This window comes from Flavobacterium artemisiae, from assembly GCF_042678225.1.
Classification (GTDB): Bacteria; Bacteroidota; Bacteroidia; order Flavobacteriales; family Flavobacteriaceae; genus Flavobacterium; species Flavobacterium artemisiae.
The window spans coordinates 164,993-190,981 of sequence record NZ_JBHUDZ010000009.1; the positions used below are offsets into that span (position 1 = coordinate 164,993).

Below are 25,989 nucleotides of genomic sequence, written 5' to 3' on the forward strand. Positions count from 1 at the left end.
TTTAATTTATATAAATTTGAAAATGAGTTAATTACGTAATTATAAATACCGAATCCACCACTTTTGATTTTTTGTTTTATAGGCTCCAAACCATTGGCAAGGTTTGTAAAGAAGTAGTACCACAGAAATCCAAAGAATGTAAATAGTCCAAAGTGGTAAACCGCTTTCGACTCCTTTTGGTCTTCCGAAAGTTCCAGAAGCAAATTCGAACTGTTGCGCATCAAATCCTTGTAAAAACAGCATAAATAATGTAATCGTATGTATTACATAAAAATGAACAATAAAATAAAAAAGAGGTGTTCTGCCATAAACCATTATGTGGTTTTGTATTTTTTGACTGAATCGATCTGCAAACGCAAGAAGTAAAAACATAATTCCTAACGTTACCAGACAAAATAGAAGTGATGGCGGATATTTAGTAACATTTATAAAAGACATAAGCGTAAAAAGCGCCTCTTTTTGCGTTGACCATAAAGCGGAATCTCCGTAAATATTCACGAATCTTACAACTGAAAACAACAGCAAGGATCCTACTCCTAATCGAATAAAAAGTTGGTTTCTTTCTTCTTTAGATAACTGAAAATAACGGCCGAACGAAAACCCAACGAGCATGATTCCGAACCATGGAATAGGCGGGTAGCCCATAACAAAAACTTTTCCTGCGAAAAGTGGTATTGCGGTCGGATTAAAGAGCGGAGTCAGGATAGTTTTGAGAACAGATCCTTCTTGAAACGGAATAAGCGGTGTGAGATTATGGCAGAAAATAATTAGCAGACCGATAACACCGAGTTGTTTTGCTTTCAATTTTAAAAGTAGGGCTAAGAGAATAAACCCGAAACCAATGGCAGCAATAACCTCAAAAAGCAAAGTGTGAAAACCAATATCAAAGAATAATCCAAAATTGACAACGGTAAATTCTAAAAAGATTAACCAAAAACCTCTTTTAACTAAATAAGATTGGGTTTGGGCTGTATTATTTTTTCGTTGAAGAGAGAGATAAACAGAAGTTCCGGCTAGAAAAACGAAAATAGGCGCACACAAATGCGTAATCCATCTCGTAAGAAATACTGCTGGAGTTGTAGTCGTTAAATCTGTCGGATTTAAGTTTATAGAATCGACATGCATTAAATCCCGAACGTGATCTAAAGCCATAATAATCATTACAATTCCTCTTACTATATCAACTGAATTTTCTCTTTTCATTTGTCTAATGTATTAGAAATTAGTATTATGGTCTTAAAGATACTACATTATCTGAATCTATTTTAATTATAAAATTATTCTGTTTTGCTTTTAAACAAACCCATCCAAACTGTAGAAATTAATCCAATAAATAAAATTAAGATAAAGACAGAAATGAAATCACCCTGAGTGAAATTTTGGAATGGAAATATTAAATCGTACAATCCATAAAATGAAAGCAGCAACATGATTGTTACTAAAATCAACAAAAAAAGCCGAACAATACTGATTTGATTTTGTAGAAACAACGTCAATAAAAAAGCGGTTACAATATTATATCCTATAAAAATATAATCGGTAATTTCAAAAGGAGTATTGTGGCCTGCAAATCCAGCCATGAATTTAGCAATAAAAAAAAGTGGTATTGCCAAAATCAATAGGAATCGATAAACTATAAAACTATACCTAAAAAGTTTTATCATAAAATAAATAATTTACCTAAACCTATTTCTAACAATAATATTTTTCAATTTAGCTTTTAAGTCTTCACCTGTATCATAAACCATTTGCTCATTGTTAGGAAAAGCTACGGCACGTTTGCCAAAATAATTCCAATAACTTTGATCGCAGGCATTTTTGTCACCCCTGTAAGTAGAGTAAATATTTTCAAAAACATATTCGCTGCTTACTGGAAATGTCTGCATTAACTGATTGCTTTTTAGATCAATATAATCCACTTTTGCAGTAACCAAGCAAGATTTAAATTGTCTGAATTCATAAATATTAGCGCGGATGGTTATAAGATTATCCACTTTTATCACATTACCTGCACTGTCTTTTACAGGTTTTCCTTTGCTGTCCAGAAGCGTTTTTTCTCCGTCTTTAACTTGTTTTTCTTTTATAAACTCTTTCTCCTTAATTTGTTCTGGAGAAATGGCAATGTCTCTAAAATTGATTACCAAACCATAATCATAAACTACATTTTTTTGCTTCAAGCTGTGGTAAACCGTCCATTTATCATCCAATCCGTAAGTGCTGATGTCGAGTAAATCATTCTGCAGTTGTTTCGGAATAATCATTTGTGTTTCGTTTGTTGCATACACGTTTACAAAATCAGTTCCTTTAAACAGCGCATCGTCCATCAGTTTTTTAGCATTCTTATAATTTGGATTAATGCTTTCCAAATAAGCCAAATCATCATAAGCTTTTCTAAAATCAAGTTTATTTTTTGATTTTAAAAGAACCTGAGCATTATCGTATAAATATTTGGACAAATCATTTTTACTGCTAATTATACGATCTGTATAATTATCAAATGGGAAAGAAGCATTTTTACCCAGCTTCAACAACGGAAGCGGTAATAATGGCCTGATTTTTTCCTGACGATTATTCAGCTGTATATAAGTATTATAAATACGCTCATAATTAACCGGATTTTTTTCTTTTTCTAATAATTCAAGATTCCTTAAATCGCGGTCTTTAGCTTTTGCAAAAGCTTCTTCAAGCAAGTACACATAATCTTGTTTTCCTTTAGAATCTTTTTTGGTTTTAAGTCCTTCTACAGCGCGGTTTATAGCACCATCATAATCGCCGTCGCTTAATAATGACTGAGTGGTTTTTACACCGCAGGAAACGGCTAGAAAAAGTATAGAGAAGAATAAAGTAATTTTTTGCATAGTATTCTTTTTGAAGGTGTAAATATATCTTTTTTAACTTTCAACAACTATGCCTTTTTTCAATTTATTTAAGGAGCACAAACATCCATTTTCAAACAACTTTTAGTCTCGTTTTATCTCTTCTCTCGATTGTCATCGGGATTTGAAGATATGTTTCGTTTTATTAGAAATATTGGTTTAAACTAATTGTTTGACAAATTGCTTTGTTTGTGCTCAAATCATTTTAATAATTCGACTTTGACCTATTTAAGATACTTTAAATACTTCTCCGCCATTTTTTATATAGTCTATTGTTTTGCCGAGATTTTCCATTTTCTCATCGTCATCCATTTCGGTAATTTCATCAACTAATTCGTCTCTTTCCATATTTTGTTCGATACCTCCATTTTTATCTGAAACGGAATTAAATGAAAAAACATCTGTCACGGTAATTTCTTTCTCAGATGCAATACAATGGCCATAATCTAAAATTGTTTTAGTTACGATATTACCGCCAACATTTAAAACATAGTCACAAAGAGAATCTCCTAAAATTACATTTTTGGCATTTAGATCGCCTGTTATGTACATGCTCGATAACGTAATTAAATTTTTGCAGTTTACATTTCCTAAAACTATAAGCAGCGACGAATCTACCTTTTCACAATCTTCGATTACGTCAGTAACATTTAGATTTCCGTTTACAATAACAATGTCATTACCGACTGCCAGATTATCTAAATTAGTTTCTCCTGAATACAATACAATTTTTCCTGCTACTTCATAGAAAGCGCTTAATTCGTCAACAATTTCTTCTTTAAAAATTGAATTGTTTTCGTTTATCAATAAGACAGCATCGTCTAAACTAACTTCTTTAAAATTCTTCATTTTGTAATTTATTTTTTGTGGTATTTATAATGAATATATCTTTTTTAATTTTATCGATAATCAATTATTTTAATTGTATATTTTTTAGATGTTGTGTTTCCGCACAAATCGCCAGTTCCATCTTCATTGTAGGTGTGTGGACTAACGCTTATTGAAATAGTAAATTCGTAAGTACCGTCTCTGATAGGAGTTCCTTTAAAATTTATTGTATTATTGTTGACAACACTGTAATTAAAACCTGGAGGCAGCTTGCCTTCGATTGAAATAGAAGAAATATAATAGTCATTTGTGTTTCCGCGAATCATTTCAAAATTCACATTATCTTCATATGGTACATCATAAACACCAGTTCTTAGTTCTTTAGAAATCAATTCTGGTCTAATTCTATCAATGCAGTCAGATATCGTTTCACAGCTTGTCGTTATAAATATTAAAAGGAGTAAAATGATAATTTTAGATAATTGGTATTTTTTCTTCATTTTATGTTTGGGGGGTTTAGTTTGGATATTCAATAGTTTGTTGATGTTCTTTTCCTCGCTATTCTAAATCTTCTTCTACCTTAGAATATTCTGAAGTAAAAACATCTGTTATCTGATCGCTGTATTTGGCTACCCAATCTTTATAATAATATTGAACGTGCAAAACGTTATTGCGAAGCGTGATTTTTGAAAATGGTTTGCCAATTTGTGGAACCTCTTTTAAACCAAAAGTTTCACTAGTCCCATTGTCAAATTTACAATCCATTTCATTAGACCAAATCATTTCAAATTCAGTATCACTTATTTTACGGATGGGATAAAAATAAACGCATTGGCCGTGATATTCAAAAGCCAAAGAAGTATCACCAATATTAAGAGAAACCATGCCGTTTTGCCATTTTCCTGTAAAATCATTACTTTGCTGAAAACTACTCACGTAACCATTATAGTCAAAACCTTGCATGTAGGATATTTTCCAAACATCATTTTCTTTCACAGCTTTTATACTATACACATCATCAGGGCCAAATCCCCAATCATAACTAGCTTTATTGTTATTAATCTCAAGATCTTTAATTTTTGTTTTAGTCAAAAAATCATTTGGAAAATCTTGGCAGTTGCACCACGGACTTGCTCCAAAACCAAATGGAGGAAGCTCGCCGACATTCCATTTCAAAGTTCCGTTTTTAAATTCGCTATCAATTTTTAAAGCAATTTTATCGTAGTTTGCAATAAAATCCTTTGAAAATAAATTGGTGTTTTTCAGTTCTTTCAACCTTTTTTTATGAAGAGCCATATCAATTTCCGAATAAGCACTTTCTGTACTCTTATTTTCCAAAGGATTAAAATCGCCTTCTGAATCTTTTTCTGCCCATTGTAAAAGCTTTTTTGTTAATTCTACTAAGGCGATACTATCATTTTTAAAAGTAATATTGGTGGTATCTACATCGGTTTTATTTTCTTTTTTCTGAGAATCGATGTCTTTCTTACAGCTCAAAAACAATACTAACAGGGGAAATAATAAAATTAGTTTCTTCATTTTAAAAGAAAGAGAATTTAGGTTGAATGCTTTTATTTATTTTTTTATTAAAAATTAATTTGGATTAATCGATTTGCATACCGCTTTCTTCATCAAATTGTTTTCTTTCTTCTTCGCTCATTTGGTCTCTCAAAACTCGGATGGTGTAGCCTCCAAACAATTTTCCGTTTTCCAGATACATCCAATCGCTAATTTTAGAAGGATCAATAACTACTTTATCTCCCGATTTATATTCTGTAACGTATTCAGGATCGTTGTTCAAAATTCCAGAATATTTTCCGTCTTTAAATTCGATATTTCCAACCCACATATGTTCATTTCCGTCTGAATACGGGAATTTAACCTTTAATGCCTGAGCTTCAGCTTTTGGATTCGATAATCCTTTGTTGAAATCTGCCAAAGTTTGATTGGCTTTTTCAATTGCCGCATTCATGTCCTTATCTTCGTTGGTTAGAGAATAAATTGTCGGCTGATTTTCTCTTTCAATCTTGTTAGATTCCTTGCAGCTTAATAGAGAAATGGTAATTAGAAATAGTACAAATTTTGATTTCATATTTTTAATTTGTTTAATGATTTAGTAATTTTTTAAGCAGGACAATTTGCCCTAAATGATAATAACTATGTTCGATCATAGCATCTATATTTCGTCTGTAAGAACCGTATTTTTCATCTACAAAACCTTGATCTAGTTTTTCATTGGGCATTTGTTCAATTTGAAAAGCAAATTCTTCAGAATCATTCCAAAATTTATTTAGAAAACTGTCCCATTCTTGCTGCGATTCAATAGGAGGAAAGTCAAAACTGAATGTATCTTTTATGTCAAGCGTTCCGCCTTTAAAAACTTGATTAATTCCTTTAATGTAATAATGAATATGCTGTGCAAGAACTGCAATTGTGTTTAGATTTTGAAGAGGTTTTACGGCAGTTTTCCAATCCATATTTTCGAGTTGATCTTTGTAATTGGTATTGGCAACCCAAGTTCCGTTAAGGATAATTTCTCTAAAACGATTTGCAATTTCTACAGTACTTTTCATATTCAAAATAATTTAAAAGTTAGGTATTCAGAGATTTATTCCTGCTGAATCCAATTGTATTTTCCGTTGTTGAGGTAAATAATACCGCCGCCACAACTTTCTTCTGCGTGAATAAAAATTCCGTCGTTTAAGAGTTTAATTTTGTCTTCTTCTTTAACTTCTTCCTCGCCGATAATTTCGCCATCTTCGTTCACATTATTGTAGTAAATTTCATTTTTTGGCGCTTTTTCGAATATTCCTGCCCAATCGATTTCATCAAAACCTTGTCCGACTATATCTTTTCCCATTCCGAGATAATCGGTTCTTTTTTTGTTTCCAAAAATAATTCGCAAACCGCTTTTATTGCTTTTTATACCTCGAACAATTTCAACGGTCTCGTTTAATCCGTCGCCGTCAAGGTCGCAGAGAATTTTGTTTGTTTGGTGTTTTTTAGAAATTACAATCGTATCTTCTTCTTGTATTTCAGTTTGTTTTAAAGAAATTGGAGTGCTGTCTTTTAGAACTTTAGGCGTTTCGATTTCGGTTTTTGTCTCTTTTTTGCAAGAAACGGCTAGTAAAGATAAGAGGAGTAAAATTTTAAGTTTCATATTTAATTATTAGGCATAGAATAATTCAGAATGCTAATATAAAAAAATACGTACAATTTATCCCATAAGATTTTTGTTTTCGTTCAATTTTGAAAATTCAAAACACGGCTTCGAATTTTCAAAAAGATGTAAAGTTCAAAATCATTTTATTTGAATAATCTTAGAATGGAATAGTAAAATGTATATTCGGAATGAGTTGTATAATTGATCAATAATCCGATAGAAAACGAAATCACATTGCAGATTAAAGAAACTAAAAAAGCTTTTTTGTAATCTATTTTTAATAATTTATAAATAAGAAAAGATTCTATCACAATCGCAAAGCTCTCGCTTACTATAAGATACGGAATTCGATGATGAATAAAAACTGGAAAAACAAACCATACGTAGGGTAAAGTGAAAAGTGATGCCGAAATTCCTGTTACCAGTAAAAGTATATTTCGAATTTTTAAATTTCGGTATATTGTTTTGAAAAAAAGAAACAGAATAAGAGTTTCAATACCTATAGTTATTAATAGCGCTTCTAGAAAATTTATTATTTCGTCATACGGATAAATTCCATCGTTGTAACTTATGTATTTTTTTACCAGTGCATGCGGATATTTCTTTAATTGCGAAGGAGTTCCGTCGCTAAATCGGATCAGTTCCCTGTATTTATAAAGTACTATTTCCTTGTCATTAATTTCTAATATTTTATAAAAAGCATCAATTGATGAAATAGCTAAGTTATCTGTTATGTGCTTCTCCCGCTCTGGATAAATGGAAGCAAAAAGTACATTTTTATCATTTAGCCAATCTATCGAGCCTTTCGATTCGAGATAGTCTTCTCGTACAGCTAATATGCCTCCTCTTCCTATATATTCGTCTGGATGTACATAGGTACAAATTAATTTTTTGTCTACCCAACGTTCTCTAAAACAAGAGAAAATAGCAAAATCAGGAAAATCTCGTGTATTTGTTATTTTAACACAAACAGGAACTCTGTGTGTATTTGCTGGCACCACGTCACCATATGACAGCTGAAATAGAAACAAAAAAGGAATAACAAGTAAAAGTTTTTTCATAGTATATTTTTTTGGGAAAATATTATCTAATCGTAATCCAGTCTGCTTTCGCGGTAGTTCTTTTTGGTGAGGCAGGTATTTGTGTTTCAGTATATTCACCAATCCTGTTGTCTTCATTAGTCATAAAAACAAAGTCAAAGTTGTTTTTTTTGTCGTGCAGATCTTCCCAGTCCATCATCAAATTAAGGTTGACTTTAATGCCAGGATATTTTTTTTGGATTTCTTGTACAGAAGATTTCGGATTTAATCCGTTAGCGGTCTTTAATTTTTTGCTTAAAACTGCAATTGCTAGAATTTCATCAGAATCCATTTTGGGAATAAGTGCGAGAATGAATTCACTTCAAAAGAATACAAATAGGCTTTTCCGCCACCGTCAAATCCAAAATCGTAAGCTTCTGCTTCACTTTTATTGAGATTCTTTAAGAAATTTTCTGCTTCATGAATCGTCATTCCGATTTTAATTGGACCTACTTTCGCTTTCTCAATTCTAAATTTTTCAAAATCAAATTCTGCAGTTTTTTCGTTTAAAGCAATTGCTTTTTGAGGCGCAGTTTCTTGTGCTTTATTTGACTTTTCTACGATTTTTTGTTCTGTTTTATTTTGACAAGCAAACAGCATAAACAACACTATAAGCGAATAAAATTTTATTTTCATGATTTTCTGATTTTGATCTGATATACAATTTCCCACAGAATAATCGAGCAGAGTGCATTTGTAAAGATTGCAGTTTGGACATTTTCGCTAAATGTTGTAAACAAAAGCATTGATCCTGCTTTTATAGCTAAAAATACACTTAAAAATGCGATTAGGAATGAACAAATACTATTTAATAATAATGTCCATTTCAAAACAAAACAAGAATAAATAATATTTAAGAATACATATCCAAAACTTACGGTAATATAGAAATCACTATTTAATCTATCAGAAAGTTCAAATAAAAAGGAAGCAACAAAAAAATACACTACAAGCATTGTCAAATAAATGAAGATTCTAGCTTTTAATGTCATTTTTGCTTTTTTTCTTTTATTAAAATTTCAAAATTTACGTGATTTTCTTTTTTATCTGATATACGATTTCCCATAAGATAATCGAGAAAAGCGCATTAGCAAATATCGCCGTTTTAACCAGATACGGATCATATTTTACAAGTAAATGTAAATTGGCAAATTGCAGCGCAAGAAATAATGCCAAAGCAGCAATGCCAATCGAGGAGACGATATTTAAAATCGGTTTCCATTTTAAGCCTAAAAAGGCATAAATAAGATTTAAAACCGCAAAACCACAGCCCAAAGTTCTATAAGGTTCTGTCTTTAAGGTTTCGCCCAGCGAAAGTAAATATTGTGTTGAGGTAAGGTATATAAAGAACAGAACAGAATAAATCAGAATTCGTATTTGTGGTTTCATTTTTTAAGTTTTTTAATTTCGAAATTACGAATTAAAAATGAAGATTGGATTAGGATTTACAGCTAAAGCTTTTCCGATTGTCATCGTTTTAATTTAATACGTTCTAATGCAGTTTTTAATTAGCCGTGTAATAAAAGTAATTTTCATTTATTTTTTCGGATTTCATAATTCTAAAAAGAAAATTATCAGTTTCCATATTTCCTTTTGAATTAAAGTAAAAACCATAAGAATTATCTGTTAAGCCATCGGCTAAATAGAAAATGCCTTTTGTTGTTTTATATGCAGCGTAGATTTCTAACTCTTTGATAAGTTCCAAAATTCTGATTTGCTCTTTTGAAAACTTCTCTTTTAGATTTGATTCTACCATACTAGAAATTGGAAAAGGGGAGTCTTTTGGGATCTTATATTTCCAATAAGTGTCTTTATCTTGATACAAATTATCTGCTTTTTGAATATCATTATAAGAAACAAAAACAACATTTTTACTTCCAGAAATAAGTTTGGAAAGCTGATCAAACTTTTTCAAATTTTCATTAAGGTAATTTTGTAAATGAGATTTACTGTCGATTCCTTTTTGAATAAAATCATTAGGCATTTTTCTTGAAGCTGCTTCAGAAACATTGTACATATGACAAAATATTCCGAAGAAAAAGTTAGGAACTTCGCTGACTCCATGAACGGTGTCTAAGCACCAGACTTTTTCTCTTTCTAATGGTCTGACATCCCATTTAGAAAAAGGTTTACTGTACATCAGAAAAGTTTCTAATGATATAGAGTCTTTCTGCGTAATATCCATTAAAAATGATAATATATCTTGATCGTATTTTTTTTCTTTTTCAGGAAAATTCTGAGCAGAACAAATTACAACAAAAGTCAATAAAATAAAGGATAGAATTTTTTTCAGCATAAAAGACAGTACTATATGGTTGTTTTATTTTAAGAGCTGCAGTATTGTAACTTACGGCAAAAGTGCTTCAATTTTAGCTTCCGATTTTTCTCTTAAAGGACTGTCAGCCTTTAAACTCCAAATAATCAGGAATTTTCCTTTTACAAAATATTCTTCTGGATGTTCATCGGTTGGTTCGCCCGCTTTTCCCCACAATAAACCTTGTAGAAATCGGTCGCCTTTAAAAACGTGTTCAAATTCAAAATACATAATAGAACCGCGATCTGCTTTGCTTTTAAAGCTTTGAATTGCTTTACTTTTTACAGTTCCAACAATATTACTGTACGTTTCGATGTCATTATAAAAAGTACAGGCTTGAGGTGTAATGCAGAGATTACCGTCGCTTACCATATAACCGCCTTTCGGAATTTCTTTTGGTTTTAGTTTTAAATCAGCGATGGTTTGGCTGAATAAATTGGTTGTAAATAGTAGGAGTAGAGTTGATAGGGTAATTGTAAATTTCATTTGTTTTAGGATTGATTTGGGATGCTAAAATAGGGTTTTATTTCTCAAATGTCCTATAATTCTTTTGCCAATACCTTTCTATAAAACTCCATTTGTCTTCATTTTTAGGAATATTTTTGAGATAAGGAAGCTCTTGAATCAATTTCATCGTTTTTGAGCTAGTTATTTTATAAATAGATATTGATTGAGGATTTTTTTCGACCTCAAAGTCACAGCCGTGTCCTAAAATGTAACCGTAATTTATTAGCCTAAAGTTTTCAATTTTGCTTAAATGACTTTCCCAGTTTAAGTCAGAGCAACCTGCTTTATTGTATGAATAATAAAACGGAGCTCCTTTAATTTTTTGTATATTAAGGTCACAGTCCTCAATAAGAATGAATTTTTGAAGTTCTTTGTTATACAAGTAATTATCACATTGATTTGGAATATTGCTAATAGCATAAACACGAATATCAGCATATCCATCTTCATTAATATCTAAATATTCGGCATCAAAATAGTAATCGGTGGGTTTTATGATCGTATCACCTTTAATAGATGTAAGACAATAAAAAGATTTATTTCTTGATTTTTGAATGTAATAATGCTTATTAATGGTTAAAGTATCTGTGAGGAAAACATCTGAATCTAATTGCTGATTTTCTTTTTTAATTTCAGTATTGTCTTTTTTGTTACTAAAACTAGGCTTGTTATTTGAATTGGAATTACAAGCAGTAAAGAAGATAAATAAAGCAATAAGTAATAGTTTCTTCATAGAAATCTTGTGTTATTAGATTAAGCATTTTACAAAAAAAGCACAAAACCGAAGAAGAATTGTGCTTTCATAAAATTTATATTTATTGAGAAATTATTTTCCGTTTAATAATTTTTCTAAGTATTCGTTTTTGTCTTTTTCAGCCTGAACCAAACGTTCGTAAAGTTCTACAACTTTATCAAGTGGATTGAAAGTACAAGAATTGTTCGTATTTCCACTTCCTTGAGCTCCGTTATTTGCACTATTATCGTAAAAGTTATTAAAGAAATTAAAAACAGACTCTTCTGAAAAATTTTCAATTGCTTCAATTGTAACTCCAAGTGCTTTTGCAATTTGTATAAGTTTTTCTTGTTCAATCGTTTCGCTCGCTTCCCAATTAGAAACAGATTGCTGGCTTACGCCAATTGCAATCGCAAGCGCTTCCTGCTTCATACCTTTAAGCTCTCTAATTCGACTGATATTTCTACCGATATGTCTTGGTTTTGTTGTTGTGCTCATATTTCAAAGGTATTTAAATTTTTCTGAAACAAAAATATGATTTTTCTTATTTAAATAAGTGCGAAGTTTAACTTTATTAGAATCGCTAGCGCGGATTTGTAATCCGTATACACAAATAAAATTAATGAAGAAGAATACGCGCTATCGGGATGTTTAGATTTTTGTTATTGAAATTTTATTTTCTTCTTTTCTTACGAACATCATGTTTATCGTTAGCTTCGGCTTGATCGGATATTGTTATTTCCTTTAAACATTCTTGATAAATGTCTTCTCTCCATTTTTCGAAAAGTTCGATTAGAGCAAAAAATAATTCTTCGGATGGGTTTTCAGGGTGCGGTTTTTTTAACAAATTTCCTATTGTGATGTTGTGCGATTTACCTAAGTGATTAATAACATAATCTTCCGAGCCTTGGTCCTCCATAAATATATCAGAATAATAATGCTTTAATTCTAAAAGATCAAGTTTTTGTATTTCTAAAACTATGTTTTTAATTTGAGAAGGTATTTCGCATTCAAATTGTTTTTCAAATTTTTCCATTTTTTTATCATGAAAACGTAAATTGACTTTACATTCTAGAATGATATCAATATAAATTCCTAATCTCAACAATCTACATGACCAGCCATCGTAATGGTCGTATGAAAGTATGTAATCCTCATGTAATTTGAAGTTTCCTGTTGTTGGGTCTATTCTGCGTATATTAATTGCTTCAAAGTTCATTTTATAGCTTTCTGAGTGTGAGGAAAGATATAAATTATTTGAATTTTAAATTCAAATTGTCCACAATATTGTTATTTTGACAAAGGAGATCGTTAGCGCGGATTTGTAATCCGTGCCCACAAAGAAAATCAATGAAGAAGAATGTGCTCATCGTTGCGGGCACGGATTAGAAATCCGCGCTATCGGGTTTGGAAAATTATGTGTGTTTTTTTGATTTTATATTACGTTGAGGAGTTTTATGTTTGTATTACGATGTTTTAATTTCATTTGACAATTTTTTATTACGCTTTTTCACTTCATATTTTTTGAGGGTGTCAATTTGCTGAAAAAAAACTTTTTTACTATGATCGTTATCAAATTTAAACATTTTCTTTAAAGCAAGTATTGTAAAGAAAGAGTTTTTTAAGCCATAAATCATGAACCCTCTGCATGTATCAAATGCAGGATCTTCTTGTATGTCAAAATATTCAATATACGGATTGTAGCGATTTTTACTTAAATCATCATAGCTCATTTTTGTTTCTAAATTTTCAGTTCTTAAGCCATCAAGAAGTATAAAACCACTTGTGGTAGCTTGACAGTTCATCATTTGTAAATTTTTTAGATCTCTAATTTCTCTAATTTTTGTACCCAAGAACCAGCAAGTGATTAATTGAGTATCGTAAAAACTGCAGTAGTCTAAATTAGCTCTACTCCAGTTTGCTCCCCAAGATCTAATGTTTTTGAAAATCGAATAAGAAAAGTTTATACCATCAAAATCACCATGAGATAGGTTTAACTGATTATCATTTTCACTCATATCGATGCCTTGAAAGAGTTCTGTTCCCCAAAATGGACAAGGTTCTTGATATGCATAATTCCAACTTCTAATCATATCAAACAATTGGTAAAAATTAATTTTATACTTGTGATTAAATAATAAAGGGTTTTCCCTATCTTCAAAAGAATTAAATAAATGATTTCCAACTATTAGAGAAATCCATTTGTCAAATCCTTGCATAATATTATTTTTACTATAGTTTGTAACTTCAAAAACTTCGGAATTATACAAAGCTGTTTTTGCATTTCCTTGAATTGGAAGATAAAATGTTTTAGAATTAAGTATTAGTGATGCATAATTTATAATTTTTTCAATTTCTTTGGTAGTAATACACCACTCTTCCAAAGCTTCTTTGGGGTATTCAACTTGATTTTCTCCTAAATTATATTTGTTGAACCATGAAAAATGTAAGTGATTAGAAAATAGTTTATTATGTTTTCTTATTGATAAAGATGCCATTAAAGGGAAGAGCAATTTTCTTTTTTCAATTACAACTATATCTTTTGACATTATTGAAGTTTCCCTTAACAGATCTAATAATTCTTTTAAAAATAAAATTGTTTGCTCTGTTGGTTCTCCAATGACAAGTTTTGCACGTGCTTCCTCAATATCCGCATCTTCATCAAGAGAATATTTGATAAATACTTTTAAATAATATTCGGCTAAAAGAATCTCTGCAAAGGATTGATGTTGAAAATGAAGAATATTATTATTCTCACCAAAGTAAGAATGTGAGAGAAATTGTATTTCCGTAAATCCCTGTCCTTTGAACTTCTCTATTACTTCATTATCTATTTCGCTTATAATCTTTCCGTCTAAGACACGACATATATCAGCTTTTTTTAGCATTCCTTGTTTTCCTCGTTGCTTTTGATATACCCATAAAGTCGAAGTCGCATGAAGTATATTTCTAAATTCAAGTTCTTCAGAAAGGTTAACTTGGTATTGAGAATCATGAATGTGTTTTGCTTCTTTTGTCAGTAAATTTAAAAAGGAAAGATAGACTCCTAGTTTTCCAACTTCTATAAAATCTACTTTATTGATTATAAGTTGATATATCATGTAAGCAAATATGGGTCTTCGCAATTCACTTCTTGATAATGTTTCGTTTTTTAATAATTCTTCATATATATCTGCTCGATCTCCTCGTTTTATGGCATTAACAATTAGTTCTGCTATACCAGTAGTGTTGAGATTTAAAATGTCTTTATAGTTTTCTAATGTTTCAAAAAGCCAATTGTTAAATTGTGTTTTTTTAAAACCATGTATGTTGAGATATTGAGGAACATCTCTTTTTTCGTTATTTTTAATATTAAAAGGATTATGATCCAGTAAATGATTGCTAAAACCTTCATCAAAAGGTCGAGAAGTAATGATTATGCGATTAGTTTTATATAGTGACTTATTTATTCCCTGAATACTTTTAACTGAATTTATTACCTTATCAATGGATCTCTTATTCAATTCGCCACTCTCATCTAAAGAATCAATTAAAAAGATGTATTTTTTTTTCTTGAAATAATCATCATCAATTTTAATACTATAATTAGTTTCTAAAAAATCAGCAATTACCCCCAATTTTGAATCCACTGAAGAATACTTAGAGTAGTTACGTAAATTAAAGTAAATAGGGAAATAACCTTCTGATTTTCCTAAATATTGTTTTGCAATTTCTGAAGCATAATGCTTCATGAAAACTGATTTTCCTTTTCCAAAATCAGCCACAATAAATAAAATATCATCGAGATTATTTTGTGGATTACGATTAAAATACTCAGATATTAAGTCTTCTATAGGTCTTAATTTACTTTCATATTTTTCATATTCCTCATCATCAATTAATAAATCTGTACTATTACGAAAGTTTCGAACATTTTTCCAAGAAGCATATGTCGTTTCATATTTTAAATTTTCTGAATCTTTAAATCCTATTTTCCCATTTTGAATTGTATCAAATAAAATATGTGCTTCATTGTCTTTTATTCTATATGATTCGATTTTCTTCAGATGTTCATCATAATCATTGCCAAATTCTTTAACAATAGTTTCTTCTATGTTTTCATTAAAGTGTTTAATAAAATTTTCAATGCTTGCCGAATCTACTTCTAAATCTTGTAAAATTCGTTTATAATTATTTTTGATAAGGATAATTGCAGGATGATAAAGAGGTTGGAAAATCAAGATTATTTGGGTTGGATCAAATGAATCAATATCTTCTTGGATTGCGTTATTTATAATATCAAAAACTATTTTAGGGGAAAAATCATCATTTATATTTTCTTTAATTATGTTTATTGAATCATTTGCTTGAACTAGACTTGCTTTAATATAAGTTGCTAATCCAAAATTCTCTAATTTTTTATCTGTTTTGTTTTCAAAATATTTATCAATTAACGGTTGTGCTAAAATTTTAATCACGAGAGCAGCAGAACCGTTTGCATTTTCAAATAATTCTTGACCATTTTCAGTAAAGTTATTTTTTACATAATCAAATGCATTTTTTATAAAATCAGGTAAAAGAGTTGCAATGTTCTCAATTTGTTTTTTCATATAGGTCTATATTTATTTTGGTAAAGTTAAAATTAACACTTTTATTAATATATTTCTTCTTTTTGCTTTATCGAAGTGAGTAATTTGATTAAATCTGATTGCTTTTAATATTAAATAAACAAAAAAAATCCCGCCTCAATTAAGAAACGGGACTAAAGTGATATTCTCTTTTTTTTCTATTTTTAAACAGTTGCAGCAATTTCTTGTGGCAACGGAATTTGATTTTTAAGTAAATCTTCGAAAGTTTCGGCTTGGCGAATCAAGATTCCTTGTCCGTTCATCCAAAGAACTTCGGCTGGTTTGTATCTTGAGTTGTAGTTCGAAGACATTGAGAAACAGTATGCTCCAGCGTTTCTGAAAGATAAAATATCTCCTTCAGTAATTTCCTGAATTCTGCGGTTGTTGGCAAAAGTATCTGTTTCGCAAATGTATCCCACAACAGAATAAAAACGCTCTTTTCCTTTTGGGTTTGAGATGTTTTCGATATGGTGTGAAGATCCGTACAACATCGGACGAATTAAGTGGTTGAAACCACTGTCAACTCCAGCAAAAACAGTAGAAGTTGTTTGTTTTACTACGTTTACTTTTACTAAGAAATGACCTGCTTCGCTCACCAAGAATTTTCCTGGTTCGAAAATCAACGTTAAATCTCTTCCGTATTCTGAACAGAAAGCGTTGAATCTTTTAGATAATTTTTTACCTAATTCTTCAATATCTGTTTCGATATCGTCTTTTTTGTAAGGTACTTTGAATCCGCTTCCGAAATCTAAGAATTGTAAATCTTTGAAATGTTTTGCCGTATCAAACAAGATTTCAGCAGCATACAAAAATACTTCGATATCTAAAATATCTGATCCTGTGTGCATGTGAATTCCAACGATGCTCATTTTTGTGTTTTCCACAATTCGCAAAATATGCGGAATTTGATGTACAGAAATACCGAATTTACTATCGATATGTCCCACAGAAATATTAGCATTTCCACCCGCCATTACGTGCGGATTGATACGAATACAAACTGGAATATGTGGATGTTTTGTTCCGAATTGCTCCAGAATAGATAAATTGTCGATATTGATTTGTACACCCATTGCAGCAACTTCTTCGATTTCTTCAAGAGAAACGCCGTTTGGTGTAAAGAAAATTTTGTCAGGATCATAGCCAGCGTGAAGTCCTAACTGAACTTCCTGAATTGATACAGTATCTAAGCCAGACCCCATGTTCTTTAATAACTGAAGAATCGCAACGTTAGATAATGCCTTCATGGCATAATTAACTCTTAAGTTTTCTACCTTAGAGAAAGCTTTAGTTAACCTGTTGTACTGAGATTGGATTTTTTCGGCATCGTAAACATACAATGGACTTCCAAATTGGTCTGCTAACTGCAGTAAATCTTTTGCTTGCATTTTTCAAATTATTTTGAGCAAAGTTATTACTCTTTTGTGTATCAGCAAATAAAATGTAGAAAAATAACAAATTGTAACAAATTGTTTAATTTTAAACAAAAAGTTCTTGTTTTTGAAAATTTGTAACTGTTTTATGAGTAACAAAGGGACAGAGGTTCAAAGGTACAAAGTTTTTTTCGCCACAAATTTCTCGAATTTCACTAATTATGAATGATGTTGAAATTCTTTTCACCACAAATTACACAAATTTTCACAAATTTGGTTTTTGTCAAAATGCTAAAACATAGCCCGTGGTTTCAACCACGGGGAACGTTACGGATTGCACGTAATATATACATTGCGTTTCGTGGTTGAAATGAGGTAAACATTACGGATTTGCGTGTAATCATAATATTGCGTTTCTGTGGTTGAAATGATGGGAGGCGTTTCGGATTAATAATAATATATTGCGTCCCCGTGGTTTCAACCACGGGTTATATTTGATATGGATAATCTAAATTAAAATTTGTGAAAATTTGTGTAATTTGTGGCAAAAAAAAGAAAACCCCTGAATAATAATTCAAGGGTTTGCAGATAGTATGTGTTGTGTTTTTTATAGTTCTTATAGGCTAGGAAGATCTCCTTTTCCTTTAGTAGGCAAGTTGGTAGATCCCATAAGGAATAAATCTACTTCTCTTGCAGCTTCGCGACCTTCTGAAATAGCCCACACGATTAATGATTGCCCACGGCGCATATCTCCAGCTGTGAAGATATGAGGAACGTTTGTCTGATAGTTATGCGCTTTGTAATTGCTTCTCATATCAGTTTCGATTCCTAATTGCTCGCTTAATGTTTTCTCCGGACCTGTAAATCCAAGAGCTAATAATGCTAAGTCGCAAGGCCAGATTTTCTCAGAACCTTCTTTTTCGATTAATTCTGGTCTTTGTCCTGGAGTCATTTTCCATTGAACTTCAACTGTTTTTAATCCAGTTAATTCACCTTTTTCGTTAGCGATGAATTCTTTAGTATTGATCAACCAGTTTCTGTCGCATCCTTCTTCGTGAGAAGAAGACGTTTTCAACTGTAACGGCCAGAAAGGCCAAGGTGTTGATTCGCTTCTTCCAACTGGAGGTTTTGGTAAAATCTCAAAGTTAGTAACCGATTTTGCACCGTGTCTGTTAGAAGTTCCAATACAGTCAGAACCAGTATCACCACCACCAATAACGATTACATCTTTACCAGTAGCTTTTACTTGATCTGGAATAGATTCTCCAAAAACAACTTTAGTTTGCTGTGTCAAGAAATCCATTGCTTGAACAACTCCTTTGCTATCAGAACCTTTAGTTGTTGGTAAACCTCTTCTTTCTGTAGCTCCACCGCATAAAACGATAGAATCGAAAGCATTTAATTCGCTTACGCTAAAGTTAACGCCAACATTTACATTTACCTTAAAAGTGATTCCTTCTGCTTCCAAAATAGCTACACGACGGTCGATGATTCCTTTTTCTAATTTGAAATTCGGAATTCCGTAACGCAATAAACCTCCAATAGCATTGTCTCTTTCAAAAACAGTAACTGTGTGACCCGCTCTGTTTAATTGCTGCGCTGCTGCAAGACCCGCAGGTCCCGAACCAATAACGGCAACTGTTTTTCCAGTTCTAGCTTTTGGTGTTTGTGGTTTGATCCATCCTTCAGCGAAACCTCTTTCAACGATGTTTTTCTCGATGTTTTCAATCGCTACAGGATCTTTGATGATTCCTAATACACATGATTTCTCACATGGAGCAGGGCATAAACGACCTGTAAATTCTGGAAAGTTATTAGTAGACTGTAAAATCTCTAACGCACTCTGCCATTCTTCCTGATGTACCATGTCGTTGAAGTCAGGAATTAAATTTCCTAACGGACAACTACTGTGGCAAAAAGGAATACCACAATCCATACATCTTGAACCTTGTTCTTTTATTTTATCTTTAGCTAACGGAATAGTAAATTCGTTGTAGTTCGAAACACGTTCTGCAACTGCCAAATTACTTTCGTCGGCTCTGCTATATTCTTTAAATCCGCCTATTTTACCCATGACATTTTAATTAAATGTAAATGATAAATTTCAAAGTTCTAATTTTTTAACCGCAAAGAACGCAAGGTCTTTTTTGCTTTTTTGAGTGTTTTAAGTTCGCAAAGCTTTGCGGTTAAGTTTTAATCTAAAATCTGAACTCTAAAATCTACAATCATTTATCCCGCTATTAATTCTTCTATTTTTTTCTCTTCTGCAATTCTTTGTAATGCTTTTTTGTAATCAGTCGGCATTACTTTTACGAAGTGCTTTTGTTCATTTTCCCAGTCTGCTAAAATTCTTTTTGCTAATGGACTGCTGGTGTACAATGAATGGTTTTTGATCAGTTTTCTTAGTTTGGTAACGTCTTCTTCTTCCATTGGGTCAAAGGCAACCATTTCCATATTACAAACTGTAGCATCAAATTTCTTGTTCGGATCGTAAACATAAGCTACACCACCGCTCATACCAGCCGCGAAGTTTCTTCCTGTTTTTCCTAAAACCACCACTGTACCACCGGTCATGTACTCGCAGCCGTGATCTCCAATTCCTTCAACAACCGCAGTTGCTCCAGAATTTCTAACACAGAAACGCTCTCCGGCCATTCCATTAATATAAGCCTCTCCGGTAATAGCTCCGTAAAGGGCAACGTTTCCAATAATGATGTTTTCTTCAGGTTTGAAAGTTGCAGTAGGAGGTACCTTGATAATCAATTTTCCTCCAGAAAGCCCTTTTCCTAAATAATCATTACAGTTTCCGTGAATTTTAAACGACAATCCGTTTGTTGCAAAAGCGCCAAAACTTTGTCCGGCAGAACCTTCAAAATCAACTAAAATAGTGTCATCAGGTAAACCTTGTGCGCCGTATATTTTTGAGATTTCGTTACTCAAAATCGCACCTACAGAACGGTCTGTATTTTTAATCTTAAAGGTAACTCTTGTTTTTTCTTTTCTATAAATAGACGGAATCGCTTCTTTAATGATATCAAAATCTAATACATTTTCAAGTTCGTGATCTTGAGTTGTAGTATTGTGATTTGGAACATGTTTCGCTTTTTCCGGTTTGTATAGAATTGAAGACAAGTCTAAACCATTTGCTTTATAGTGTTTGATAGCTTTGTTCACATTTAATTTTTGTGACTGACCTACCATCTCTTTTAATGTTCTGAAACCTAATTGAGCCATAATCTCTCTCAATTCCTCAGCAATAAAATACATGAAGTTGATTACGTGCTCTGGAGTTCCTTTGAAATTTTTTCTCAATTCTGGATCCTGAGTTGCAATACCAACCGGGCAAGTATTTAAGTGACAAGCTCTCATCATGATACATCCAGAAGCTACTAACGGTGCAGTTGCAAAACCGAATTCTTCAGCTCCAAGTAAAGCAGCTATCGCCACGTCACGACCTGTTTTCAACTGTCCGTCACATTCAAGAACTACACGGCTTCTTAAGTCATTTAGAATCAAAGTTTGTTGAGCTTCTGCTAAACCAAGCTCCCAAGGAATACCTGTGTGTTGTAATGAAGTTAATGGTGCAGCACCCGTTCCTCCGTCATAACCAGAAATTAAAATCACGTCTGCTTTTGCTTTGGCAACACCAGCAGCGATGGTTCCAACTCCAACTTCAGAAACTAATTTTACGTTTACACGAGCTTCACGGTTTGCATTCTTTAAATCATAAATCAACTGAGATAAATCCTCAATAGAATAAATATCGTGGTGAGGCGGAGGTGAAATCAAACCTACATAAGGCGTAGAGTTTCTCGTTTCTGCAATCCACGGCACTACTTTTTCTCCAGGTAATTGTCCACCTTCTCCAGGTTTTGCACCCTGAGCCATTTTGATTTGGATTTCTTTAGCGTTTGTCAAATAGTTGATCGAAACACCAAAACGTCCTGAAGCAACTTGTTTAATTGCAGAGTTTCTAGAATCTCCGTTAATTTCTTTCTGGAAACGTTTTGGATCTTCTCCACCTTCTCCAGAGTTACTTTTTCCACCAATTCTGTTCATTGCAATTGCCAAATTCTCATGCGCTTCTCTCGAAATCGATCCATAAGACATGGCTCCAGTTTTGAATTTCTTTACAATTTCTGTCCAAGGTTCTACTTCATCAATAGAAATTGGGTCAAGATTGTTGAATTCAAATAAACCTCTAATCGTCATTAAGTTTGAGCTTTGCTCGTTAACGGCATTAGAGTATTCTTTATAACTTTCTGGGCTGTTTAAACGAACAGCTTGTTGTAATTTAGAAATCGTAGTTGGGTTAAACATGTGTTTTTCGCCACCGCGTCTCCATCTGTAAATACCTCCAATTTCAAGAGAAAGCAAGTTTGCAATTTTTGAATTTGGGAAAGCTTTTTGAAAACGTTTCTTCACTTCTTTCTCCACTTCCATTAAACCAATTCCTTCAATTCTAGAAGGTGTGTAAGGGAAATATTTAGACGTAAATGTCTTGTTTAATCCTAAAATCTCAAAAATCTGAGCAGCTCTGTACGAATGTAAAGTAGAGATACCAATTTTATTCATGATTTTTACGATTCCTTTCGCGATCGCTTTGTTGTAATTTACAACTGCGTAATCAGCTTTTACTTTTGTAATGAAACCTTGAGCAACTTGATCGTGAATGATTTCATTTACCATGTAAGGGTTAATCGCACTTGCACCGTATCCGAATAATAAAGCAAAGTGATGCGGTTCGCGAGGTTCTGCAGATTCGATGATAATTCCGAATTTAGAACGAACCTGTAAAATGTTCAAAGAGTGGTGAATGTAAGAACAAGCCAATAACATAGGGATTGGGGCCAATTCTTCGCTAACACCTCTATCCGATAAGATAATGATGTTACATCCTTCTTCAACCGCTTTAAAAGTTGCTTGAACACATTTTTCAAGAGCACGCTCTAAACCGTTAACTCCTTTTTCTATTTTATATAAAGTAGAAATGGTAGCCGATTTGAAATCTGCGTGATCAATATTTCTAATTTTATCCAAATCCTCATTAGAAACGACTGGATTTTGGATTTTTAGTTTTTTACATTGTTTAGATTCGATTTCGAAAATATTAAAATCTCCACCAATTGCTAAACTAATATCGGTAATGATTTCTTCACGAATACCATCCAAAGGCGGGTTAGTCACCTGAGCAAATAATTGTTTAAAGTAATTGTACAACAACTGTGGCTGGTCTGATAAAACGGCCAAAGGTGTATCGTTACCCATAGAACTGATTGCTTCAGCTCCGTCACTACCCATTGGATTGATGATTGTTTTTAAATCTTCAATCGTGTAGCCAAATAAACGCTGTCTTGTTAAGAAATCTAATTTTTCAACAGGAGTAGGATTGTTGGTGTAAGGAACTTTAGCTAAAGGCAATAGATTAGCATCAACCCATTCTTTATAAGGACGTTTTGTAACTATCGCTTTTTTAACTTCTTCGTCTTCGATGATACGCCCTTCATTCATATCAACTAAGAACATTTTTCCTGGCTCCAAACGACCGTGCTGAATTACATCTTCTGGATCGATGTCAAGAACACCAATTTCAGACGACATAATTACAAAACCACTATGTGTTAATGTATAACGAGACGGACGTAAACCATTTCTGTCTAGTAAAGCTCCAATCACGTTACCATCTGTAAACGGAATAGAAGCAGGACCATCCCAAGGTTCCATGATACAAGCATTGTACTCGTAGAAAGCTCTTTTCTCTTCAGACATTGTCTGGTGTTTTTCCCAAGCTTCAGGAACTACCATCATCATTGCCTCTGGAAGAGAACGTCCAGTCATTAATAAAAGTTCAACCACCATATCCATAGAAGCAGAATCTGATTTTCCTTCTAAGATAATTGGGAATAATTTTTTGATATCATCGCCAAAAACTTTGCTCTGCATAAGCTCTTCACGAGCACGCATACGGCTTACGTTTCCACGAAGTGTATTGATCTCACCATTATGACACATGTATCTAAACGGCTGTGCTAAGTCCCAAGATGGGAATGTATTTGTAGAGAAACGTTGGTGAACAAGCGCAAGACGCGTCACCAAGTCTGGATCTTTCAAGTCAATATAATAGCGGCTGATGTCTTCCGGCATCAACAGACCTTTATATATAATAGTAGTTGTCGATAAACTAGTAAAATAAAACATGTGGCTTTCTGAGGTTTTAGAGCCTCTTATAGCATGTTCAGCAATTTTTCTAGCTGCAAAAAGTTTTGCATTAAACTCTTGTTCAGTTAATTCCTGACCGTTTTTAGAAACGAAAACTTGTTTAACTGTTGGTTCTTTTTCTGCGGCAATCTGCCCTAGATTTTCAACGTCAACAGGTACATCTCTCCAACCTAAAATCTTCAAATTCTGATCTTTGATTGTTGATTCGAAAGCATTCATACAGAAAGAGACTTGGTTTTTGCTTTTTGGTAAAAAAACCATTCCTACTGCATACTCACGCGTTTCTGGGATTTCAAAGTCACATACTTTCTTAAAGAAGGCATGCGGGATATCAAATAAAATTCCGGCTCCGTCACCAGTTCTTCCATCAGAACTAACGGCACCACGATGTTCTAATTTTATTAAGATGTCCAATGCTTTGTGAATGATGTCGTTAGATTTAATACCATTCAAATTACAAATAAATCCTGCACCACAATTGTCGTGTTCAAATTCAGGCAAATAAAGCCCTTGTTCTTTAACTCTCATTCTTGATATTTTTTCTACAAAAATAAAGATTTCGTTAAACATAATGTAGTGAAATTATCAATTCACTTTCATTTTTGTAGTAATATTAGAAAAAGGGTTCTTAAATGATAATATTGTTATATAAACCATTGCGAATTATCAAAATCATAATTGAGAATAAAATATATTAAGAAAAATCGTCGCAGCGCTAGTAAAACCTATGAATTATTTGTTAAATATCAAACGTTTTAATGGTTTTGTGTTAACATTAACAAATTATTCCGTTAACGATTTGTTTGCGTTGCGAAATAATCAACGTTTAATACTTAATCGCCAATATTATTTAATTGAAAAAGATTTTACTATTAAGTTGTATTTTGTTACTTTTGTCGCACTTTTATTCTGAAATAAATTCAGGACCAGACAAATTCTATATTATGAACATACACGAATATCAAGGAAAAGAAATTTTAGCGAGTTACGGAGTACGCGTACAACGCGGAATTGTGGCTAATAATGCGGTTGAAGCTGTAGCTGCTGCAAAACAATTAACTGCCGAAACCGGAACAGGATGGCATGTAATTAAAGCACAAATTCACGCAGGTGGTCGTGGAAAAGGTGGTGGAGTTAAGCTGGCAAAAAACTTACAGCAAGTTGAAGAGTTAGCAGAACAAATCATCGGAATGCAATTGATTACACCTCAGACTCCGCCTGAAGGTAAAAAAGTAAACAAAATATTAGTTGCAGAAGATGTTTACTATCCAGGTGAAAGCGAAACTTCTGAATTTTATGTTTCTGTTTTATTGAATAGAGGTACAGGACGTAACATGATTATGTATTCTACTGAAGGTGGAATGGATATCGAAGAAGTTGCTGAGCACACGCCACACTTAATTTTTACTGAAGAAGTTGATCCTTCTGTAGGTTTACAAGGTTTCCAAGCTAGAAGAATTGCTTTCAATTTAGGACTTTCTGGAAATGCTTTCAAAGAAATGGTGAAATTCATCGATGCATTATACAATGCTTACATTGGTTCTGATGCTTCTATGTTCGAAATCAACCCAGTTCTTAAAACTTCTGATAACAAAATCTTAGCTGTTGATGCTAAAGTTAACATCGACGATAACGCTTTATACAGACAACCTAAATATGCTGAAATGAGAGATATCCGTGAGGAGAATCCAATCGAAGTTGAAGCTAAAGAAGTTGGTCTTAACTATGTTGACCTTGACGGTACTGTAGGATGTATGGTAAACGGAGCTGGTCTTGCAATGGCAACTATGGATTTAATTAAATACGCTGGTTTTGAGCCTGCTAACTTCCTTGACGTTGGTGGAACTGCTGATGCTAAACGTGTTGAAACTGCTTTCAGAATTATCTTGAAAGATCCAAACGTAAAAGCTATCTTAATTAACATCTTTGGAGGAATCGTTCGTTGTGACCGTGTTGCTCAAGGTGTTGTTGATGCTTACAAAAACATGGGAGATGCTATTAAAGTGCCAATTATCGTTCGTTTGCAAGGAACAAATGCTGAAATTGCAAAAGAATTAATTGACAACTCTGGTATGCCAATCTTGTCTGCAGTTCAATTCCAAGAAGCTGCTGACCAAGTTAAAGCTGCTCTTTCTTAATTAAATAAGAAATCAATTTATATAGAAAATCCATTCCGTTTTGCGGAGTGGATTTTTTTTTAATCGCAAAGCACGCAAGGTTTTTTCTAAGTATTGTTAATATAAAAACGCAAAGTTCGCAAAGCTTTATCCATATAGCTTTGCGAACTTTG

General features: G+C 32.6%; 24 protein-coding genes. 1 reads left to right on the plus strand and 23 read right to left on the minus strand.

Annotation, left to right across the window (positions count from 1 at the left end; translation table 11 throughout):
- Nucleotides 1-39 precede the first annotated feature (39 nt).
- From ACFSC2_RS09780 to gltB, 23 genes are all read right to left on the minus strand, one after another.
- Nucleotides 40-1,203 (minus strand): acetyltransferase domain-containing protein, encoded by a 1,164-nt coding sequence (locus ACFSC2_RS09780; protein WP_379814172.1) that lies wholly within the window; start codon nucleotides 1,201-1,203, stop codon nucleotides 40-42.
- A 74-nt stretch (nucleotides 1,204-1,277) separates the two neighbouring features.
- The gene (locus ACFSC2_RS09785; protein WP_379814171.1) at nucleotides 1,278-1,580 is read right to left on the minus strand and encodes a hypothetical protein; all 303 of its coding nucleotides are present in this window, start codon (nucleotides 1,578-1,580) and stop codon (nucleotides 1,278-1,280) included.
- 96 nt (nucleotides 1,581-1,676) lie between these two features.
- Nucleotides 1,677-2,858 (minus strand): hypothetical protein, encoded by a 1,182-nt coding sequence (locus ACFSC2_RS09790; protein ID WP_379814170.1) that lies wholly within the window; start codon nucleotides 2,856-2,858, stop codon nucleotides 1,677-1,679.
- Nucleotides 2,859-3,104: 246 nt separating this feature from the next.
- Nucleotides 3,105-3,725, minus strand: a complete 621-nt coding sequence (locus ACFSC2_RS09795) for a hypothetical protein (protein WP_379814169.1) — start codon at nucleotides 3,723-3,725, stop codon at nucleotides 3,105-3,107.
- A 50-nt stretch (nucleotides 3,726-3,775) separates the two neighbouring features.
- Complete coding sequence (locus ACFSC2_RS09800) at nucleotides 3,776-4,204, minus strand: hypothetical protein (RefSeq protein ID WP_379814168.1); 429 nt, start codon at nucleotides 4,202-4,204, stop codon at nucleotides 3,776-3,778.
- A 58-nt stretch (nucleotides 4,205-4,262) separates the two neighbouring features.
- Nucleotides 4,263-5,243, minus strand: coding sequence for a hypothetical protein (locus ACFSC2_RS09805; RefSeq protein WP_379814167.1), 981 nt, complete (start codon nucleotides 5,241-5,243; stop codon nucleotides 4,263-4,265).
- Between the two features lie 64 nt (nucleotides 5,244-5,307).
- Nucleotides 5,308-5,796: a YegJ family protein gene (locus ACFSC2_RS09810; protein ID WP_379814166.1), complete on the minus strand. Its 489-nt coding sequence runs from the start codon at nucleotides 5,794-5,796 to the stop codon at nucleotides 5,308-5,310.
- A 13-nt stretch (nucleotides 5,797-5,809) separates the two neighbouring features.
- Nucleotides 5,810-6,277: a DUF1572 domain-containing protein gene (locus ACFSC2_RS09815; RefSeq protein WP_379814165.1), complete on the minus strand. Its 468-nt coding sequence runs from the start codon at nucleotides 6,275-6,277 to the stop codon at nucleotides 5,810-5,812.
- Between the two features lie 35 nt (nucleotides 6,278-6,312).
- Nucleotides 6,313-6,864, minus strand: a complete 552-nt coding sequence (locus ACFSC2_RS09820; RefSeq protein WP_379814164.1) for a hypothetical protein — start codon at nucleotides 6,862-6,864, stop codon at nucleotides 6,313-6,315.
- Between the two features lie 146 nt (nucleotides 6,865-7,010).
- Nucleotides 7,011-7,928, minus strand: coding sequence for a hypothetical protein (locus ACFSC2_RS09825; RefSeq protein ID WP_379814163.1), 918 nt, complete (start codon nucleotides 7,926-7,928; stop codon nucleotides 7,011-7,013).
- 22 nt (nucleotides 7,929-7,950) lie between these two features.
- Nucleotides 7,951-8,238: a hypothetical protein gene (locus ACFSC2_RS09830; RefSeq protein ID WP_379814162.1), complete on the minus strand. Its 288-nt coding sequence runs from the start codon at nucleotides 8,236-8,238 to the stop codon at nucleotides 7,951-7,953.
- Nucleotides 8,217-8,582, minus strand: coding sequence for a hypothetical protein (locus ACFSC2_RS09835; protein WP_379814161.1), 366 nt, complete (start codon nucleotides 8,580-8,582; stop codon nucleotides 8,217-8,219). Before ACFSC2_RS09835 ends, ACFSC2_RS09830 begins: the two co-directional genes overlap by 22 nt.
- The gene (locus tag ACFSC2_RS09840; RefSeq protein ID WP_379814160.1) at nucleotides 8,579-8,938 is read right to left on the minus strand and encodes a hypothetical protein; all 360 of its coding nucleotides are present in this window, start codon (nucleotides 8,936-8,938) and stop codon (nucleotides 8,579-8,581) included. The genes ACFSC2_RS09835 and ACFSC2_RS09840 overlap by 4 nt, the downstream gene beginning before the upstream one ends.
- A gap of 34 nt (nucleotides 8,939-8,972) precedes the next feature.
- Nucleotides 8,973-9,335, minus strand: a complete 363-nt coding sequence (locus ACFSC2_RS09845) for a hypothetical protein (RefSeq protein WP_379814159.1) — start codon at nucleotides 9,333-9,335, stop codon at nucleotides 8,973-8,975.
- Between the two features lie 115 nt (nucleotides 9,336-9,450).
- Nucleotides 9,451-10,242: a hypothetical protein gene (locus ACFSC2_RS09850; protein ID WP_379814158.1), complete on the minus strand. Its 792-nt coding sequence runs from the start codon at nucleotides 10,240-10,242 to the stop codon at nucleotides 9,451-9,453.
- A gap of 51 nt (nucleotides 10,243-10,293) precedes the next feature.
- Nucleotides 10,294-10,746: a hypothetical protein gene (locus ACFSC2_RS09855; RefSeq protein WP_379814157.1), complete on the minus strand. Its 453-nt coding sequence runs from the start codon at nucleotides 10,744-10,746 to the stop codon at nucleotides 10,294-10,296.
- Between the two features lie 37 nt (nucleotides 10,747-10,783).
- Nucleotides 10,784-11,500 carry a hypothetical protein gene (locus ACFSC2_RS09860; RefSeq protein WP_379814156.1) on the minus strand — a complete coding sequence of 239 codons (717 nt, stop codon included), beginning with the start codon at nucleotides 11,498-11,500 and terminating at the stop codon, nucleotides 10,784-10,786.
- A gap of 93 nt (nucleotides 11,501-11,593) precedes the next feature.
- Nucleotides 11,594-11,998 (minus strand): helix-turn-helix transcriptional regulator, encoded by a 405-nt coding sequence (locus ACFSC2_RS09865; protein ID WP_379814155.1) that lies wholly within the window; start codon nucleotides 11,996-11,998, stop codon nucleotides 11,594-11,596.
- A 175-nt stretch (nucleotides 11,999-12,173) separates the two neighbouring features.
- The gene (locus tag ACFSC2_RS09870; protein WP_379814154.1) at nucleotides 12,174-12,719 is read right to left on the minus strand and encodes a hypothetical protein; all 546 of its coding nucleotides are present in this window, start codon (nucleotides 12,717-12,719) and stop codon (nucleotides 12,174-12,176) included.
- A 247-nt stretch (nucleotides 12,720-12,966) separates the two neighbouring features.
- Entirely contained in the window at nucleotides 12,967-16,089 is a 3,123-nt protein-coding gene (locus tag ACFSC2_RS09875; protein WP_379814153.1) for an NACHT domain-containing protein, read from the minus strand.
- A 182-nt stretch (nucleotides 16,090-16,271) separates the two neighbouring features.
- Nucleotides 16,272-17,495, minus strand: a complete 1,224-nt coding sequence (lysA, locus tag ACFSC2_RS09880) for a diaminopimelate decarboxylase (protein WP_379814152.1) — start codon at nucleotides 17,493-17,495, stop codon at nucleotides 16,272-16,274.
- Nucleotides 17,496-18,096: 601 nt separating this feature from the next.
- Nucleotides 18,097-19,554, minus strand: coding sequence for a glutamate synthase subunit beta (locus tag ACFSC2_RS09885; RefSeq protein WP_379814151.1), 1,458 nt, complete (start codon nucleotides 19,552-19,554; stop codon nucleotides 18,097-18,099).
- 155 nt (nucleotides 19,555-19,709) lie between these two features.
- Complete coding sequence (gene gltB, locus ACFSC2_RS09890; RefSeq protein WP_379814150.1) at nucleotides 19,710-24,227, minus strand: glutamate synthase large subunit; 4,518 nt, start codon at nucleotides 24,225-24,227, stop codon at nucleotides 19,710-19,712.
- 416 nt (nucleotides 24,228-24,643) lie between these two features.
- On the opposite strand from gltB, the gene sucC reads away from it, so the two are divergent.
- Nucleotides 24,644-25,837, plus strand: coding sequence for an ADP-forming succinate--CoA ligase subunit beta (gene sucC / locus ACFSC2_RS09895; protein WP_179006863.1), 1,194 nt, complete (start codon nucleotides 24,644-24,646; stop codon nucleotides 25,835-25,837).
- The last annotated feature ends 152 nt before the right edge of the window (nucleotides 25,838-25,989 follow it).

Excerpts from the sequence above, each read along its gene's own strand:
- ACFSC2_RS09780 (WP_379814172.1), bottom strand. The coding sequence starts at position 1,203 with ATGAAAAGAGAAAATTCAGTTGATATAGTAAGAGGAATTGTAATGATT.
- ACFSC2_RS09785 (WP_379814171.1), bottom strand. The coding sequence starts at position 1,580 with ATGGCTGGATTTGCAGGCCACAATACTCCTTTTGAAATTACCGATTAT.
- ACFSC2_RS09790 (WP_379814170.1), bottom strand. The coding sequence starts at position 2,858 with ATGCAAAAAATTACTTTATTCTTCTCTATACTTTTTCTAGCCGTTTCC.
- ACFSC2_RS09795 (WP_379814169.1), bottom strand. The coding sequence starts at position 3,725 with ATGAAGAATTTTAAAGAAGTTAGTTTAGACGATGCTGTCTTATTGATA.
- ACFSC2_RS09800 (WP_379814168.1), bottom strand. The coding sequence starts at position 4,204 with ATGAAGAAAAAATACCAATTATCTAAAATTATCATTTTACTCCTTTTA.
- ACFSC2_RS09805 (WP_379814167.1), bottom strand. The coding sequence starts at position 5,243 with ATGAAGAAACTAATTTTATTATTTCCCCTGTTAGTATTGTTTTTGAGC.
- ACFSC2_RS09810 (WP_379814166.1), bottom strand. The coding sequence starts at position 5,796 with ATGAAATCAAAATTTGTACTATTTCTAATTACCATTTCTCTATTAAGC.
- ACFSC2_RS09815 (WP_379814165.1), bottom strand. The coding sequence starts at position 6,277 with ATGAAAAGTACTGTAGAAATTGCAAATCGTTTTAGAGAAATTATCCTT.
- ACFSC2_RS09820 (WP_379814164.1), bottom strand. The coding sequence starts at position 6,864 with ATGAAACTTAAAATTTTACTCCTCTTATCTTTACTAGCCGTTTCTTGC.
- ACFSC2_RS09825 (WP_379814163.1), bottom strand. The coding sequence starts at position 7,928 with ATGAAAAAACTTTTACTTGTTATTCCTTTTTTGTTTCTATTTCAGCTG.
- ACFSC2_RS09830 (WP_379814162.1), bottom strand. The coding sequence starts at position 8,238 with ATGGATTCTGATGAAATTCTAGCAATTGCAGTTTTAAGCAAAAAATTA.
- ACFSC2_RS09835 (WP_379814161.1), bottom strand. The coding sequence starts at position 8,582 with ATGAAAATAAAATTTTATTCGCTTATAGTGTTGTTTATGCTGTTTGCT.
- ACFSC2_RS09840 (WP_379814160.1), bottom strand. The coding sequence starts at position 8,938 with ATGACATTAAAAGCTAGAATCTTCATTTATTTGACAATGCTTGTAGTG.
- ACFSC2_RS09845 (WP_379814159.1), bottom strand. The coding sequence starts at position 9,335 with ATGAAACCACAAATACGAATTCTGATTTATTCTGTTCTGTTCTTTATA.
- ACFSC2_RS09850 (WP_379814158.1), bottom strand. The coding sequence starts at position 10,242 with ATGCTGAAAAAAATTCTATCCTTTATTTTATTGACTTTTGTTGTAATT.
- ACFSC2_RS09855 (WP_379814157.1), bottom strand. The coding sequence starts at position 10,746 with ATGAAATTTACAATTACCCTATCAACTCTACTCCTACTATTTACAACC.
- ACFSC2_RS09860 (WP_379814156.1), bottom strand. The coding sequence starts at position 11,500 with ATGAAGAAACTATTACTTATTGCTTTATTTATCTTCTTTACTGCTTGT.
- ACFSC2_RS09865 (WP_379814155.1), bottom strand. The coding sequence starts at position 11,998 with ATGAGCACAACAACAAAACCAAGACATATCGGTAGAAATATCAGTCGA.
- ACFSC2_RS09870 (WP_379814154.1), bottom strand. The coding sequence starts at position 12,719 with ATGAACTTTGAAGCAATTAATATACGCAGAATAGACCCAACAACAGGA.
- ACFSC2_RS09875 (WP_379814153.1), bottom strand. The coding sequence starts at position 16,089 with ATGAAAAAACAAATTGAGAACATTGCAACTCTTTTACCTGATTTTATA.
- lysA (WP_379814152.1), bottom strand. The coding sequence starts at position 17,495 with ATGCAAGCAAAAGATTTACTGCAGTTAGCAGACCAATTTGGAAGTCCA.
- ACFSC2_RS09885 (WP_379814151.1), bottom strand. The coding sequence starts at position 19,554 with ATGGGTAAAATAGGCGGATTTAAAGAATATAGCAGAGCCGACGAAAGT.
- gltB (WP_379814150.1), bottom strand. The coding sequence starts at position 24,227 with ATGAGAGTTAAAGAACAAGGGCTTTATTTGCCTGAATTTGAACACGAC.
- sucC (WP_179006863.1), top strand. The coding sequence starts at position 24,644 with ATGAACATACACGAATATCAAGGAAAAGAAATTTTAGCGAGTTACGGA.